This is a genomic window from Chamaesiphon minutus PCC 6605, assembly GCF_000317145.1.
Taxonomy (GTDB): domain Bacteria; phylum Cyanobacteriota; class Cyanobacteriia; order Cyanobacteriales; family Chamaesiphonaceae; genus Chamaesiphon; species Chamaesiphon minutus.
Map to the genome: position 1 here is coordinate 5,786,185 of NC_019697.1, position 14,599 is coordinate 5,800,783.

The 14,599-nt window shown below is 45.4% G+C and carries 15 protein-coding genes; 11 read left to right on the forward strand and 4 right to left on the reverse strand.

Going from position 1 to position 14,599, the window contains the following annotated elements:
• The first annotated feature begins 319 nt into the window (after nt 1-319).
• From CHA6605_RS26410 to CHA6605_RS26445, 9 genes are all read left to right on the forward strand, one after another.
• Nucleotides 320-991: a VOC family protein gene (locus CHA6605_RS26410; protein WP_015162435.1), complete on the forward strand. Its 672-nt coding sequence runs from the start codon at nt 320-322 to the stop codon at nt 989-991.
• A 209-nt stretch (nt 992-1,200) separates the two neighbouring features.
• Nucleotides 1,201-2,226 (forward strand): tRNA dihydrouridine synthase, encoded by a 1,026-nt coding sequence (locus tag CHA6605_RS26415; RefSeq protein WP_015162436.1) that lies wholly within the window; start codon nt 1,201-1,203, stop codon nt 2,224-2,226.
• Between the two features lie 200 nt (nt 2,227-2,426).
• On the forward strand, nt 2,427-3,062 hold the full coding sequence (locus tag CHA6605_RS26420) for a macro domain-containing protein (RefSeq protein ID WP_015162437.1): 636 nt from the start codon (nt 2,427-2,429) through the stop codon (nt 3,060-3,062).
• Between the two features lie 9 nt (nt 3,063-3,071).
• The gene (locus tag CHA6605_RS34625; protein WP_015162438.1) at nt 3,072-3,221 is read left to right on the forward strand and encodes a hypothetical protein; all 150 of its coding nucleotides are present in this window, start codon (nt 3,072-3,074) and stop codon (nt 3,219-3,221) included.
• 237 nt (nt 3,222-3,458) lie between these two features.
• Nucleotides 3,459-4,322 carry a leucine-rich repeat domain-containing protein gene (locus CHA6605_RS26425; protein WP_015162439.1) on the forward strand — a complete coding sequence of 288 codons (864 nt, stop codon included), beginning with the start codon at nt 3,459-3,461 and terminating at the stop codon, nt 4,320-4,322.
• 238 nt (nt 4,323-4,560) lie between these two features.
• Nucleotides 4,561-5,319, forward strand: a complete 759-nt coding sequence (locus CHA6605_RS26430; protein WP_015162440.1) for a DUF1190 domain-containing protein — start codon at nt 4,561-4,563, stop codon at nt 5,317-5,319.
• A gap of 6 nt (nt 5,320-5,325) precedes the next feature.
• On the forward strand, nt 5,326-6,669 hold the full coding sequence (locus CHA6605_RS26435) for a glutathionylspermidine synthase family protein (RefSeq protein WP_015162441.1): 1,344 nt from the start codon (nt 5,326-5,328) through the stop codon (nt 6,667-6,669).
• A gap of 8 nt (nt 6,670-6,677) precedes the next feature.
• Nucleotides 6,678-7,541 (forward strand): hypothetical protein, encoded by an 864-nt coding sequence (locus CHA6605_RS26440; protein ID WP_015162442.1) that lies wholly within the window; start codon nt 6,678-6,680, stop codon nt 7,539-7,541.
• A 2-nt stretch (nt 7,542-7,543) separates the two neighbouring features.
• Complete coding sequence (locus tag CHA6605_RS26445; protein ID WP_041548470.1) at nt 7,544-7,723, forward strand: hypothetical protein; 180 nt, start codon at nt 7,544-7,546, stop codon at nt 7,721-7,723.
• 310 nt (nt 7,724-8,033) lie between these two features.
• Here CHA6605_RS26445 and CHA6605_RS26450 read toward each other — a convergent pair whose 3' ends face one another.
• A complete protein-coding gene (locus CHA6605_RS26450) occupies nt 8,034-9,266 on the reverse strand; it encodes a TetR family transcriptional regulator (protein WP_015162444.1) in 1,233 nt (410 codons plus the stop codon).
• A gap of 297 nt (nt 9,267-9,563) precedes the next feature.
• Here CHA6605_RS26450 and CHA6605_RS26455 point away from each other — a divergent pair, with 297 nt between their 5' ends.
• Nucleotides 9,564-10,415: an acyl-CoA desaturase gene (locus CHA6605_RS26455; RefSeq protein WP_015162445.1), complete on the forward strand. Its 852-nt coding sequence runs from the start codon at nt 9,564-9,566 to the stop codon at nt 10,413-10,415.
• 85 nt (nt 10,416-10,500) lie between these two features.
• Here CHA6605_RS26455 and CHA6605_RS26460 read toward each other — a convergent pair whose 3' ends face one another.
• The 3 genes from CHA6605_RS26460 to CHA6605_RS26470 all read right to left on the reverse strand — a co-directional run bounded on the left by CHA6605_RS26460 (nt 10,501) and on the right by CHA6605_RS26470 (nt 12,422).
• On the reverse strand, nt 10,501-11,097 hold the full coding sequence (locus CHA6605_RS26460) for a TetR/AcrR family transcriptional regulator (RefSeq protein ID WP_015162446.1): 597 nt from the start codon (nt 11,095-11,097) through the stop codon (nt 10,501-10,503).
• A 120-nt stretch (nt 11,098-11,217) separates the two neighbouring features.
• Nucleotides 11,218-11,862, reverse strand: coding sequence for a YqiA/YcfP family alpha/beta fold hydrolase (locus tag CHA6605_RS26465; RefSeq protein WP_015162447.1), 645 nt, complete (start codon nt 11,860-11,862; stop codon nt 11,218-11,220).
• A 92-nt stretch (nt 11,863-11,954) separates the two neighbouring features.
• Complete coding sequence (locus CHA6605_RS26470) at nt 11,955-12,422, reverse strand: Spy/CpxP family protein refolding chaperone (RefSeq protein ID WP_015162448.1); 468 nt, start codon at nt 12,420-12,422, stop codon at nt 11,955-11,957.
• A 367-nt stretch (nt 12,423-12,789) separates the two neighbouring features.
• Here CHA6605_RS26470 and thrS point away from each other — a divergent pair, with 367 nt between their 5' ends.
• Complete coding sequence (thrS, locus tag CHA6605_RS26475) at nt 12,790-14,598, forward strand: threonine--tRNA ligase (protein ID WP_015162449.1); 1,809 nt, start codon at nt 12,790-12,792, stop codon at nt 14,596-14,598.
• The last annotated feature ends 1 nt before the right edge of the window (nt 14,599 follow it).

Below are 14,599 nucleotides of genomic sequence, written 5' to 3' on the forward strand. Positions count from 1 at the left end.
GCTTACAATGATGGATGTTAGCACGGACTCTCAGCCCGATCGCCGCCAACCCCATCCAGTCTGTCAGAATTGAAATATTCCTTTATATAAAGACATACTCTGACAAGATAGGTAATGGTTAGATGAGTGGATGGGTAGATATGCCGATCGCCTAATCCTGTCAATCCTTAAATCCCGATGTAGGAGGCTGTTTTCGCACAATGTTAGTATCGATCTTATTCGATTGGTGGTTCGAGGATGTCGCCAATTTCAGCCATAGCGAACAAAAAGCATAGGTTTAAATCCGTGCTGTAACTACCACTTACGACTCAAGTACTAAATGACCTGTGAATTCGACCATTTATTTATTTGTACCGATCTGGGGGCTAGTGTTGCCGCTCGATTGGTCGCATTGGGATTGGTGGAAGGATCGGCAAATACCCATCCAGGGCAAGGGACAGCCAATCGACGATTCTTTTTTGACAATGCCATGTTGGAATTGTTGTGGGTGGACAATGAGGCGGCGGCGTATTCTCCACCAATTGCGCGGACTCGGCTGTGGGAGCGATGGCTGAACCGAACCAATGGTGCGTGCCCATTTGGTATTTGTCTGCGTCCAGTGCCAAGTGAGGAGGGTTCGGTCGCATTTTCGAGTTGGGCATATCATCCACCTTATTTACCTACAACTGTGGCGATTGCGGTAGGGACAAACAGCGAGAACTTAACCGAACCGATGCTGTTCCAAATTTCCTTCGGGCAACGTCCAGATGGCTACATAGCGCAAAAGGCACAGCCGTTGAATCATCCCCTGGGCATCCGCGAAATTACACGAGTAGAATTAGTCACTCCCTATGCAGATCGTCTTTCCCCAGAATTACAAACACTCGTCGAGACCGATCGAATCGAGCTACGATCGGGTACGGAATATATCATCGAGCTGGGATTTGATGGTGAAGGGAAGGGACAACAGCTAGATCTACGATCGGAATTGCCACTGATTTTGAGTTGGTAGTCTCAGAGCTTGTCTCAAAACAGAGTTACTAGTGAATAGTGGATAGTGGATAGTGGATAGTGGATAGTGAATAGTGATTCTAAGCTGTTTTTAGATACTGCTGCAAGGTGTAAGTAGTTAGATAATGAACGATCTGGTGGATAATTAAATCTCTGCCATCGAGCGTTTCGATAATATTTAGATTGTGGAACGATAATCCGTCCGTTGATATGAAAGCCCCCCTGGAATCGACAGCTCCATTGACAGCATTAGCACCGATGCAGGATGTGACAGATGTCTGCTTTATGAATGCGATCGCTGCCTATGGCTGTCCCGACTACTTTTTTACCGAATATTTTCGGGTACATCCCGACTCTAGCGTCGATAAATATATTCTCAGATCGATTACCGAAAATACCACAGGTCGTCCGGTATTCGCGCAGATACTTGGCGAACATATTCCCGATCTCGTCAGGATCGCGCGGTTGCTGATGCAGTACCCAATTGCTGGGATCGATCTCAATATGGGTTGTCCCGCACCGCGAGTTTATCGCAAGAATGTTGGCGGCGGACTGCTTAAAGATCCCGATAAGATCGATCGAATATTAGGCGAATTGCGCGCGGCTGTAGATGGCAAATTAACCGTCAAAATGCGGATTGGCTTTGAAGATACCAGCCAATTCGATCGAGTACTAGATTTAATCGATCGACACGATATCGACCTCCTGAGTTTGCACGGTCGGACAGTCAAACAAATGTATCATGGCAGTGTCGATTACGATCTCATCGCCCATGCGGTGAAACGATTGCGTTGTCCGGTATTTGCTAATGGGAATGTCAGTTCGGCAGCGTCCGCAATGGCGGTGCTGTCTCAAACCCAAGCAGCAGGAGTAACGATCGGACGCGCCGCGATCCGCAATCCCTGGATTTTTAGACAGATTCGTGAGGCGGTGGCGGGAAAGGAGATTTCGATCGTCACACTAGCTCAGGTACGAGAGTATATCGATCGATTGCATCAGATGCAACTCGATAAATCTGTACCCGAAAAATCGCGCGTCAGCCATCTCAAAATGTATCTCAATTTCATCGGGCAAAGCGTCGATGCGGCAGGTGTCTTCCTTAGAGATATGCGGAAAGCGCAGACAGAAGCCGAACTATTCGGTGTCTGCGATCGAGAATTACTCGATCGAGCTGGTGGTATATTTGCGCCAGAACCGTATGTAGGATTAATCGCTCGTCCTAGTTGCGAAGCTTAGATTAATTGATAATTGATAATTGATTTGTTATGGTAAGCTGTCCGATATCTATTTGGTGAGACGCTATTCACGATGAAACCGTCTATCGACACGTCTTTTCTTCGAGCGTCTACAACGCAATTTTATCGACTAAATCACATATTCAATTCTACTTCTACCTTCTGCCCTCTGCCCTCTGCCTTCTGCCTTCTATTAACTAGATGAAATTAATCTTGACTGCTGTAGACGAATCATTAGCCGAAGCTTGGACTAAATTTTGCGGCGATCTGGATTTTGTGACTGTCCATCATGGCTCGATTCTTGATGTTGATTGCGATGCGGTGGTCAGTCCAGCTAATAGTTATGGCTTCATGGATGGGGGCATCGATGGAGTGTATATGTGGCACTTTGGCGACGATATTCAAATCCGCGTCCGTCGCCAAATTTTCGATCGTCATCATGGCGAAATTTTAGTCGGACAAGCAGACGTTGTGGCTACTGAAAATGTCAGAATTCCTTATCTAATTTTTGCACCGACGATGCGCGTACCGATGAATCTTCAAGATACCGTCAATCCTTATTTGGCAGCGCGGGCAATTTTTTTGTTAGTCAAAGATGGTGTATTTAAATCGGGCGAATATACAGGCCAAAAAATCTCATCACGGATTGAAACGATCGCTCTACCAGGATTAGGTACCGGAGTTGGCAACGTGTGTTTCGAGACTTGCGCGCGTCAAGTGCGATCGGCGATCGATGACATTATTTTAGAAGGATATCGGATGCCAAAATCGTGGGCAGAAGCATCGGAACGACACCAACTTTTGTATACCAAAGATCCTACCAGACTTCAGTATTAATCGAATCAAATGAGTCATGAATTATTATTGCTCGATTATATTAAAGCTCACTGGCGACAGCATCAACCCGCACAACTCGATCGAGGCGTTTGGATCGCACTTGATGAGGAATTGACAGCAGAAACCGATGATGCCGATATACCAGTAGTTAAAGCTTAGTTTATGACCGATCTTTCGATCGTTCGATGCGCTTTGATTTCATTCAAAATATTTGCCGAAAATAGACTTCGAGTTGGGGCTATGTCTTCATCGACTGCGCAGTTGCTATAATTACGGAATTTAAGAGCGACCCTTTGTAGTTAATTAGATCGAAGTAGAGATCGCTAACACAAATATTGTGAAATGCCGAACGACGATCGATGGTTTTTTGTTTGATTTTAACTCAAGCTCATACCAATGAAAAATTTAAATTCGATCGCGATCGCGATTATAGTTATCATCTTACTTTCAGCTTGCCAAACAAATGCAGATCGAAATCGATCGACACCTACAACTTTTCTAGAATGGTGCGAACGCAAAAATGAATTCTCTGCTGACATTCAACGAACGCTCGAATCAGTCATAATTGACGTTCGGAATAGAAATTGGTTTCGGATATCCAGTGACTGTAAAATTGTCAGCGATAAACTGGCATCACAAAAGAAACTCAGTATCGATGGTCGTAAAATCTCCGATCTCAGACCATTAGCTAGCCTCACCAATCTCACTAGTTTATCGCTCAGATTCAATGACGAACTTGCCGATCTTCAGCCATTGTCAAGTCTGAAGAATCTTGAAGAGCTTTATTTAGATGACAATAAAATCGTCGATGTTCGGCCATTAGCCAACCTTCCTAAATTGAAGAATCTCAGCCTGACTAAGGGTGTTTATAGCAAAGAAGTTATCGATATTCGACCGCTGGCTAATCTTGTCAATCTGAGAAATTTGAATTTATACAATAACCAAATGACCAGTCTCCAAGATCTCAGCAATCTAGTAAACTTGCAAACTCTCGGCGTGTCGGCTAGCAAAGTCTCTGACTTGACTCCATTATCAAAACTTAGAAACCTCCAAGTGCTCGTTTTACCAGGCAATAAAATTAGGGACATCACACCATTAGCCAAGCTCACCAAGCTTAAAAAAATCGATCTACTCAACAATCAAGTTACTAATATCCAGAGCCTATCCAAGCTCAAATCGCTAACTTCCCTCCGTTTATACGGAAATCCTTTAACCGATCGTCGTTGTCCGCTAGCCAAAGCGGATATGTGTGAAATTTAAAAGACTTAGAGCAACTAGGTGGAATTAGAGATCGTTACCTTGTAGTTTATATAGGTTAAAAACAGTGTGCGAGTGCCACTCCTAAACTGTTTTTAATATCTATGTACAATTGTCTCATCACTTAGGGAACCCTAACAATAGAGATCGATAATAGTACCGATCGTCGCAATTCCTCCATTAATTCACATCTCGTTGGCGCAGCCTCGACCTTGGAGAATCGGGCTGCCAGGAACTAGTCATGACCAAACAAGAAGATGAACCCAGAGATCTACAACCACGGAAAATTAACCGGAATGTAGTTTACATAAGTTTAGCGATCGCTGCCTTTTTCGCACTTCCAGTTGCCATTTTCATCGCCGCTAATGGAGATATGACGGAGGAAGAAGCTAACGAACCGATCGATCTCGTGTTCTACCAAACCACCGAACAGTGCGAAGCTGACACTAAAAAGCAGCAAGATGAATATGCAGCGTCGCTCAAAAAATATCAAGCTGAAAAAGATCGACCCGGACAAATAACGCCGCCGCCCACCGCGCCGATGCTCCAGACCAAAGACTGCGCCGCCCAAATGCAAGCAGCCCAAGAAGCGCACAACAAGACTGCGCCTGTTTATGCTTCGCTTGCCGATTGCCAAGCCGAAGGCGTCAAATGCGAAACGACTCCCGCTGGCGCGCCGACTGCTGGATATCAACCCAGCTATGGCGGTACCTATATCGACCCTTACAGCTCTAATTATACTGTCATCAATACTGGTAACACTCACCATCGAGTCTACGAAACTCATACTGTTTATCAGAGTAATACTCCCGGTCGGCTTGTCACCTCTTACGGTCGCGAGATCGCCCAAACAGCTACAGGTAGGGTCACAGCTCCCCGACACACTAGCTTTACCGCGCCCACCCGTCCGGCTGGAGTATCTGGTGCTGGTACGATTAGAGGGCGCAGTTCTCAAGGCTTTGGTTCCTCATTCAAGAGTACGGGTAGAGGAGGCAAGTAAATCTAAATGAGAGCGATAAAAATAGTGCGTCGTCCTAATTGGCAGCAGCATATCCAAGAGAATGCCTACCAAGTTGATGCTTTAAGCGATGTCCATCAAAAATACTGGGTTGAAGCTCTCCCCCAACCCTTCGCCATCGAATTCGATTGTCAGGAGGAAACGGCAATCGCTGAAGCCACTGAGCTTCTGTGGGCAATGTGTGTCGAATTTCTCGATTGGTTTTTTACCGAGCTAAATGCAGGTGATGTCGATCGACGCTTGACGGCACTCCAGATTCGACCGGAATATTGGCAAGCCATTAAAAATAGCTGGGAGCGCACCGAGCCAGTCGAGGACTTATCGCTCGGCGCGCGCTTCGATCTGGCTGTCACTACCGATGGACAGATTAAACTCCTCGAAATCAATGGCGAAACCCCGCTCCTCGGTGCGGAAACAGTCTACCAATGGAACTGGTTTGTGGACTACATGCACAACTACCAGCGGGGGAAATACCCATTGCCGAGCGATGCCAGCCAGTTTAACGAATTTTGGGAGGCGATCGCGGGTCAATGGCGGCGAATTGTCGCAGGCTACAATCTCAAACAGTATGGGATCTCCTTTCTAGTCGATGAAAATCTCGAAGAAGATTTAGAAATGGCGATGCAGTTAATTCAAATTCTGCAAGATGAAGTCGATCCGAATATTTATACCCAAATCGTCTATCTACGCGGTCTCAAAGACGAGCGCGGCCAAGAGATCCAGCGCGGATTGGGAATCGATGATGACGGCTACTTTGTAGACCATATCAACGATCGCATTCCCATACTCTGGAAGATGTATGATTGGTCGGATCTCCAAAATGACATGGCCAAGGTTGGTACGACTCAAGCTCTCACCGCGCGATTGGAAACAGGCGAAGTTAAGATTCTCGAACCTTTGTGGAAGCAAGTTCTGTCTAATAAAGGCGCGCTAGCGATGATGTGGGAGCGGTTTAAAGATACCGACTATCGTCAATATCTGTTGGCAACCTATCTCGATACCGATAACTCTTATGAATCCACACAATTGCTGTTAGGAATGCACGTCAGAAAGCCCATGTTGGGGCTAGAAGGCGTTGCAGTCTCGATCGAAAGTGGATTTGGTTCCCTAGAGCAAAAAGAGTCGTTTGGCTATGGATCAGAGGGGTTTATCATCCAGGAGTATATCGAACTACCCCAAGCCTTTGGCTATTATTATGCGATTGGCAGTTGGTCGATCGATGGCGAAGCCGCAGGGATAATTATTCGGGGCGACACTTCCAAAATTACCGGACGACACTGTTTAATTATTCCCCACATCGTCTCTGACAATGGTTTATACATTCCAGAGTGAGTCAATATATGCTGGGAATTAAACAGATAGATCGATCGACTAGCCTCTCTATTAAAGCATCGAGAATAAAACGAAATATTTGGGATCTAGATACCGTTCTTCCCCTCAGTTATATCCTTGCACCCCAATACATCGAACTAGCACCCTACACAGTTCATACCAATTTCTGCCATCTGCTCAGCCGCGATGTCTACTCCGAAGGCGACGCGCGATCGCTATATGACTACATCCAGTCGCGAGGTAATGAAATGTCTCCAGAATTCCTCGCCATGTTAGATTTCTGGCTGGCAGACGAACTCAAGCACTACGAAGCCTTGCGGCGAACCTATCATTGTATTGCTGGCGTAGACTTTGCCGAAATGAATCGCCACTTTGCCGCTAGAGTCCACGAAATCGAACCGATCGAGATGGTATTAACAGATGAATTTACCATCTTGGTAACGATGATGTTCGACGAGATCGGTTCTGTCTATTCTTACCGCCGCGATCTCTGGGAATATTATCGACATTTTGGAACGGCAATTCAAAAAATCGGCCATCATTTGGTTAGAGATGAAGGAATGCACTTCAATAATGCAGCAGAGTTACTGTTAATAAAACATCCCGATCGATTAGGTGAGGTACCAGAATTACTGGAGCAGATTTCTGCTTTAGAAAAGAGTTTACGAAAGTACCATAAAACCTTTTTTTTAGATCACACACAGGAACAGTATCGATTTCCACCACATTTTAATTCGGTATTGATTCGATTTATTTTGGCACGATTGGGGTTGGGAATACAGCCAGATCGATCGGAGTTACAGGAGCTATGGCAATGGGTTCCCGCTGGATATCAGTTAGTTCCCATTTTTACAGGCGATGGCGATCGTTAATTATGACTAATTTCAAACTTAGCACTCAAACACTAGCTGTTGTAGCCAAGTTCATTACCATTGAAGAAGCTTGGATTTTTCTCACTGATTTTGAGATAAATTTATCATTTGCCACGATTTGTAGCCAAAATTTAGATATCTTTGAATTAGTTTCCTACCCGATCGATTTTTTCCATTTTTAACTATTCTCTCACTTTCACAATATACACAGTTCGTTTCACTCTGGTTCCTACGATGACTCCATTGTAGTAGTCACCCTGTTCCTGTACAGTGACTATATTTGGGTTGAGCTATGATTGATATTGTCGTAATTGTAGTTAGAAAATTGAATAGCATCGAGATCCTATTTTAGTGGCTTTCGTTGGCGTAGCCTATCGGATGTAATCGAATTTTAATGCGTTCACCCTGATTTAGAGATGCCCCTTATGGGTACCCTTAGATTTACAATAAAACTAGCGTCTACGTGTGATGAAAAATGCCAGCCGATCGAGATTAACCATGAGAACGTTGTGAAGTATCGACATTAAATGCTTGTGCTAACACCGTTAACTCTTTAGCTCGAAGCACATAAGGTTCGAGTTGACTTGTTTCCCATCCGGTTAATACTTGCATGGCTTCGATCGACAATCCTCTGATTAGCATCTCTACACACCAAGTCGCTTGAGCTTGTTGGATCGTTGGTGGTTCGCCTGTGGGTGCTAATAGTTCGCTGTTGGATTGTTGCCACAGTTGGTGCAAATCTGCTTCAGTTAAGGCGTTTCCATCTGAATTGATGAATAGAGATGGATGACTATCTTTACGGCTTCTGAGCCATTGTGTGAGGGGATTTTTGAGATACGAGCCATAGCGTTTGCCCAGAATCCATTGATTGACAGGGACTTGACGCGCTGCACCGTGAGTTATTTGCAATAATTGGCGATCGCTACTACTGAGATGATTCGATCGAGTTAAGGAGATAATCTCGTTTGCGCTCAACCCCGCGCCAAATAATACATAAACCAGTGCGTAAGTTTGCAGACTATGTTTTTTGGCTTGCTGAAGGATTTGATGGACAATTGATTCGGGTAAATCTTGCTGAATTATCCGATTTTCGGGCACATTAGTTGCAGTTAATTGACGGCTATTTTCAGCCACTGCACCAGTGACAAATAATGCTACCACTCGATCGAGAAAATCGGATCGATCGCGCCACAAGCCATGAAATTCACTAGTTAATTCGATCGTGGCATAGCCGAACAATAATGTATGCAATAAGCTGGTTAATTGCTCGATCGGTAGTTGCAACTCGGATTGAGATTCGCCGATATTGGTTTTTAAATACTTAGCGACGCGACGATTGGCGCGATCGAAACTGCGTCCCAATCCTTGACGATTTTCGGTGGAATATTGCCCCGACTCACCCACGAGCGATCGAATTACAGCGGGAGTTTGTTCTAATGCTTGGAGGCAGGTAGTGGCATAGGCTCTAAGCATTTCTGCCAAACTACTCGCTGGCGGCAATTCGGTTGTCAAACTTTGTCCCAATTGCGCGAACACATCGGCATCTTCAATTACGGCGAGCAATAGCCCATGTTTATTCCCAAATTGGCGAAATAAGGTGACTTCATTCACCTGTGCTAGTTCGGCAATCTGCTTAGTAGTCGTCTCATTTACCCCCTGGCTGGCAAATAATTCGATCGCTGCCTGGATAATTTTTTGACGGGTCAGATTGCGGGAAGATGGCATGAAGTGTGGGATTGCAGATTGCGAACTGGGGATTGCGGACTGAAACTCGGCTCAAAATGCAAGTGATACTTGCACGATTTCTAAAAGCTTGTTAGGATGTAAATGCAAGCGTTACTTGCAACGCCTCTTTCTACTATACCTAGAATCAGGCATTAGGTATTAGGTATTAGTTATTAGGGGAAATATTCTCAGTCGGGAATTCAGACCTAAAGCCCAAAGCCTAAAACCTCAAAACCAAAGCCTAAAGCCTAAAGCCTAAAGCCTAAAACCTAAAACCTAAAACCTGAAACCTAAATTATGACTGCTAATTTGTTAGAGAAGCGCGAACATAGCTCGCAGCAGCAGGAAACGGCACCATTAAGTTGGACGAACGTCTTCTTTTTTGGCTCTTTTCATCTAATTGCCCTAGCCGCACCGTGGTATTTTAATTGGTCGGCACTAGGAACGGCAATCTTGCTGCATTGGCTGTTCGGATCGATCGGGATTTGTTTGGGCTTTCACCGTTTGCTTACGCATCGCAGCTTCCAGGTACCCAAACCGCTCGAATATGTCTTTGCCACCCTCGGTGCCTTAGCACTTCAAGGCGGCCCGATTTTCTGGGTAGCTGGACATCGCCAGCACCATTTGTACACCGAAGACTGGGACAAAGATCCCTACTCGGCAAAACGAGGCTTCTGGTGGAGTCACATGCTGTGGATTTTCTACCCCAAATCCAACTTCTTCAACCTTGATGAGTACAAAAAAGCGGCACCAGATTTAGCTAAAGATGCTTACTACCGTTGGCTGGATAAATATTTCTTGTTCTTACAAATTCCTGTTGCGCTGCTATTGTATGCGATCGGCGGTTGGTCATTTGTAATTTACGGCGTGTTCGTGCGGGCTGTGATTCTGTGGCACAGCACTTGGCTGATCAATTCTGCCAGTCACATCACTGGCTATCGCAGCCACGAATCGGATGACAACTCGCGCAATCTCTGGTGGGCGGCTCTGCTCACTTATGGCGAAGGCTGGCACAACAATCACCATGCTTATCCCAATGTCGCTAAAGGTGGTTGGCAGTGGTGGGAAATCGACATGACTTGGTGGTCGATTCAATTATTACAGAAGCTCGGTTTGGCAAAACGCGTAATTTTACCACCGACTAATTAGTCTTTGATTTCAGCTAGTCTGCCACCTGTGCGGACTTTAATATAAAGATCGAAGGGAGGGGCAATTGATGAATTGTCCCTCCCTTTTATCTCATCGTGGCTAAACTGTTGATGTATTGATGTAAATGCTCGATCGCTCGATCGAGATACAGATCGGTGCCGTATAATTTGCTCATCATAATGGCACCCTCGATCGTGACCAGAATAATTGTCGAAACTTGTTCGCGATCGATAGTATCGAGGATTTCATTTTGGCGAATGCCTAGCTCGACAATGCTATCGATCGTCGCGCGAATCTCATTGACAGCTCCTTGGACGTGCAGTCGCAATCGGGGATTGGTATCGTCGCTTTCGACAGCAGTATTCAAAATCGGACATCCACCCACCGCGATTGGCTCTGTGGTGAAGCCGCGAAAAGTATCGATAAAAGCATTCAATCGATCGATCGCCGTATTGGCCGCGCCTACTTTGGCCATAACAGCTTCTAGAATCAATCCCAGCGTATAGTCAAATGCGGCAACTGCGATCTCTTCTTTACTTTTAAAGTGATGATAAAAACCACTTTTTCGCAATCCACTCAGCTTCATAATTTCGCTAATGGAAGAGCCTGCGTAACCATTTTGGTTGAAACTAATTGCAGCTTTTTCGATAATTATTTGCTTTGTCTGTTTGGCTTTCGACACTGCAATTAAACTGACTTTTGAAATATTAGTTAATATTTTACTGCGATCTAAATAGTCATGTCAATCTCGCTAGCTAGTTTTCAGGAGATTAGTCATAGCAGAGAGACCCCCAGCTAAAACTCAAGTTATCTCTAGTTGCACTCGACAGAATCGACAGATCTCTTGCCAAATCTGCTCGCTAAGGTCGGTAAGCTGATGGTCGCTATCCCACTCTAACAGCTCTACCCACTCCCGTCCTTTAGCAAAATCGTGGCTAGCAGAAATCGGAATTACATCATCATGAATGCCATGAATAATTAGAGTGGGCAGGACACGATCGATCGCAGAAAGAGGATATTTACGAGTGTCAACAAGGAAATCGTAATGTAGGGGTAATAGACTTTTGACAGCATGATGATAAATGGGCAGATAGCCAGTAGATTGCCACGAATTTAACGCTTTTTCGCCAATTTTCGGTAGCCAATGATACGGAAAATCAAACGCAGGTGCAAGTAATATCAATTTTTCAACATGCACATAATCTTGCGCGATAATTGTTGAGATCCAGCCGCCTAAACTCGAACCAATTAGGGTAATTGGTGAGCCATCTGTGGGAAACAGATCGACAACTTGAGCGATTTGTCGAGAAATGGTCAAATGAGTAAAGTCATCCCGATTGAGATCGGGGACTTGTAACTCAATCCCAATGCTGGCAAACCGTTCGCGAATATATCTAGCTTTGGTGGAACCAGGGCCAGATGCAAAACCGTGTAAGTAGATATACATTTGCTATGGGAGTAAAAACGGAAATAATTTACCCCGTTTTTGTCCATAACAGACGAACGAGATAAATAACTCAAGTATCTACTATCCACTATTTAGCGACCGTTACTCCGATTTTGACGGCGTTGTTGGATTAACTGCTGCCATTTGACACGCTGTTCGGGAGTGAGAATCTCTCGAATTGCCAGCGTATTCTCAAAGTTGGCATCGGCAATCTCGCGCTGCAACGTTTGCACCTGTTGGCGTTTTTGACGCACCAAATCGGCACTCGCATTGCTCTGAAGCAGTTGGTTGAGTTCCTGTCTGGCTGCTTGCAACGCTTGACGGCGTGCTTGGGTTTTACCCCGAGCATTTTTCTGGATTTGTTGGAGCCGCCGGATCTGATCGGGTGAGAGGTTGAGTTCTTTTACTAGATTACCCACTCCACCTGCGGGAATCTTAAGTTCGTTATTAGTCGATCGATTATTATTCTGAGACAGTAGTAGCTCGGCGCGTGTGGGCGAAATGGTTGTAGCGAGCGTGAATAAAATTGGCAAGAACGTCAGCAGCCGAAAGCGAGACATAGGAATTCGATCGAGGTTGATAATATGATTAGACTGAGGCAGAATCTAAAAAGTTCACTCTGGTAGTCTACAGCGTAAATTTAGTACTATTTAGCGGGGAGCGGGGGAAAGAAATAGTTGGTTGATTTCTGCCGCTTAATACTAGTGATTATCGATCGGGTGTAAGATTTTGACGGTAAATAAGAGCGAACATCGATACTCGCGCCCAAATGCTACGCCACTGATTCGTCACTCCCCACTCCAGCTATCCGTGCAAAATCCTGGGTAAAATAGATCCAGTACCGCATCGATCGAAGCCCGATTTGGCACAGCCGACGCTTCGCGATCGCATATTACTGTCAGAAATATAGAATTTCCGGGGATACCCATGTCTAACGCCGAACAGCCAGAGAAAATCCATCTACCCAAAACCAGCGAATCGGAAACCCTCAAAAAAATTAGACACACCACCTCCCATATCATGGCGATGGCGGTACAGAAGCTGTTTCCCAAGGCTCTGGTGACGATCGGCCCCTGGATCGAAAATGGGTTCTACTACGATTTTGATAGCCCTGATGCCTTTACAGACAAGGATCTGAAGACAATTCAGAAAGAGATGATTAAAATCGTCAATCAGAAATTGCCAGTCGTGCGGGAAGAAGTCTCTAGAGCCGAAGCCGAGACTCGAATTTCCGCACTCAACGAACCCTACAAATTAGAAATCCTCGCCGGATTACAAGAACCGATTACCCTCTATCACCTCGGCGATAAGTGGTGGGACTTGTGCGCGGGGCCGCATCTAGAAAATACTGGCGATCTCAATCCCAAAGCCTTTAAACTCGAAGCAGTAGCAGGTGCTTACTGGCGTGGTGATGAAACCAAGGCGCAATTGCAGCGCATTTACGGTACTGCATGGGAAACTCCCGAACAGCTTGCCGAATACGAACGCCGCAAGGAAGAAGCAATCCGCCGCGATCACCGCAAACTCGGTAAAGAACTCGGTTTATTTATCTTCTCCGATCTCGTCGGCCCTGGGCTGCCATTATGGACGCCCAGAGGCACATTATTGCGGAGTATCCTCGAAGACTTCCTTAAAAAAGAGCAGACTAAACGTGGATATTTACCTGTCGTTACGCCGCATATTGCCAAAACCGATTTATTTATGAAGTCGGGACACAGGCAGAAATATAAGGAAGATATGTTCCCCATTATGGCGGACAATCTCGAAGATATCGCTGCCGACAATGGCTTTGTGATGAAGCCGATGAATTGTCCGTTCCACATTCAAATATATCAAAGTGAATTGCGTTCCTATCGGGATTTACCGATTCGATACGCGGAATTTGGCACGGTTTATCGGTACGAACAATCCGGCGAACTCGGCGGATTAACTCGCGTGCGCGGCTTTACAGTCGATGATTCGCACCTATTTGTAACTCCCGAACAATTAGATGCAGAGTTTCTCAGCGTTGTCGATCTGATCCTGTCGGTATTTGAGAAACTGCGCCTAAAAAACTTTAAAGCACGGTTGAGTTTTCGCGATCCAGATTCTGATAAATATATCGGTACGGATGATACTTGGAACAAAGCCGAAAACGCGATTCAACGTGCTGTTGAAAAGTTGGGAATGCCACATTTTATCGGTATTGGCGAAGCAGCTTTTTATGGCCCCAAACTCGATTTTATCTTTAGCGATGCACTCGATCGCGAGTGGCAATTGGGTACAGTTCAGGTAGATTATATTCTCCCCGAACGATTCGAGCTAGAATACATCGACGAACACAGCAGCCGTCAACGTCCGGTAATGATTCACCGCGCGCCATTCGGTTCGCTCGAACGGTTGATCGGGATTCTAATCGAAGAGTATGCTGGTGATTTCCCACTATGGATGGCTCCAGTCCAAATGCGTTTGGTTGCAGTAGCTCAAGATTTCTTGCCCTTTGCTAAAGATGTTTGTGCGAAGTTAGTTGCCCTCGGCGTGCGCGCTGAAGTAGATACTAGTAACGAACGCTTGGGTAAGATGATCCGCAATGCAGAGAAGGCCAAAATTCCCGTTGTGGGCATCGTCGGTGGTAAAGAGGTAGAAGACAACACGATTAGCATTCGCACTCGGATTGGGGGCGAATTAGGAGCGATTGGCGTTGATGAAGTAGTGAAGAGAATTGTGGATTCGATCGGGAATTTTAGCGATTTCTAAA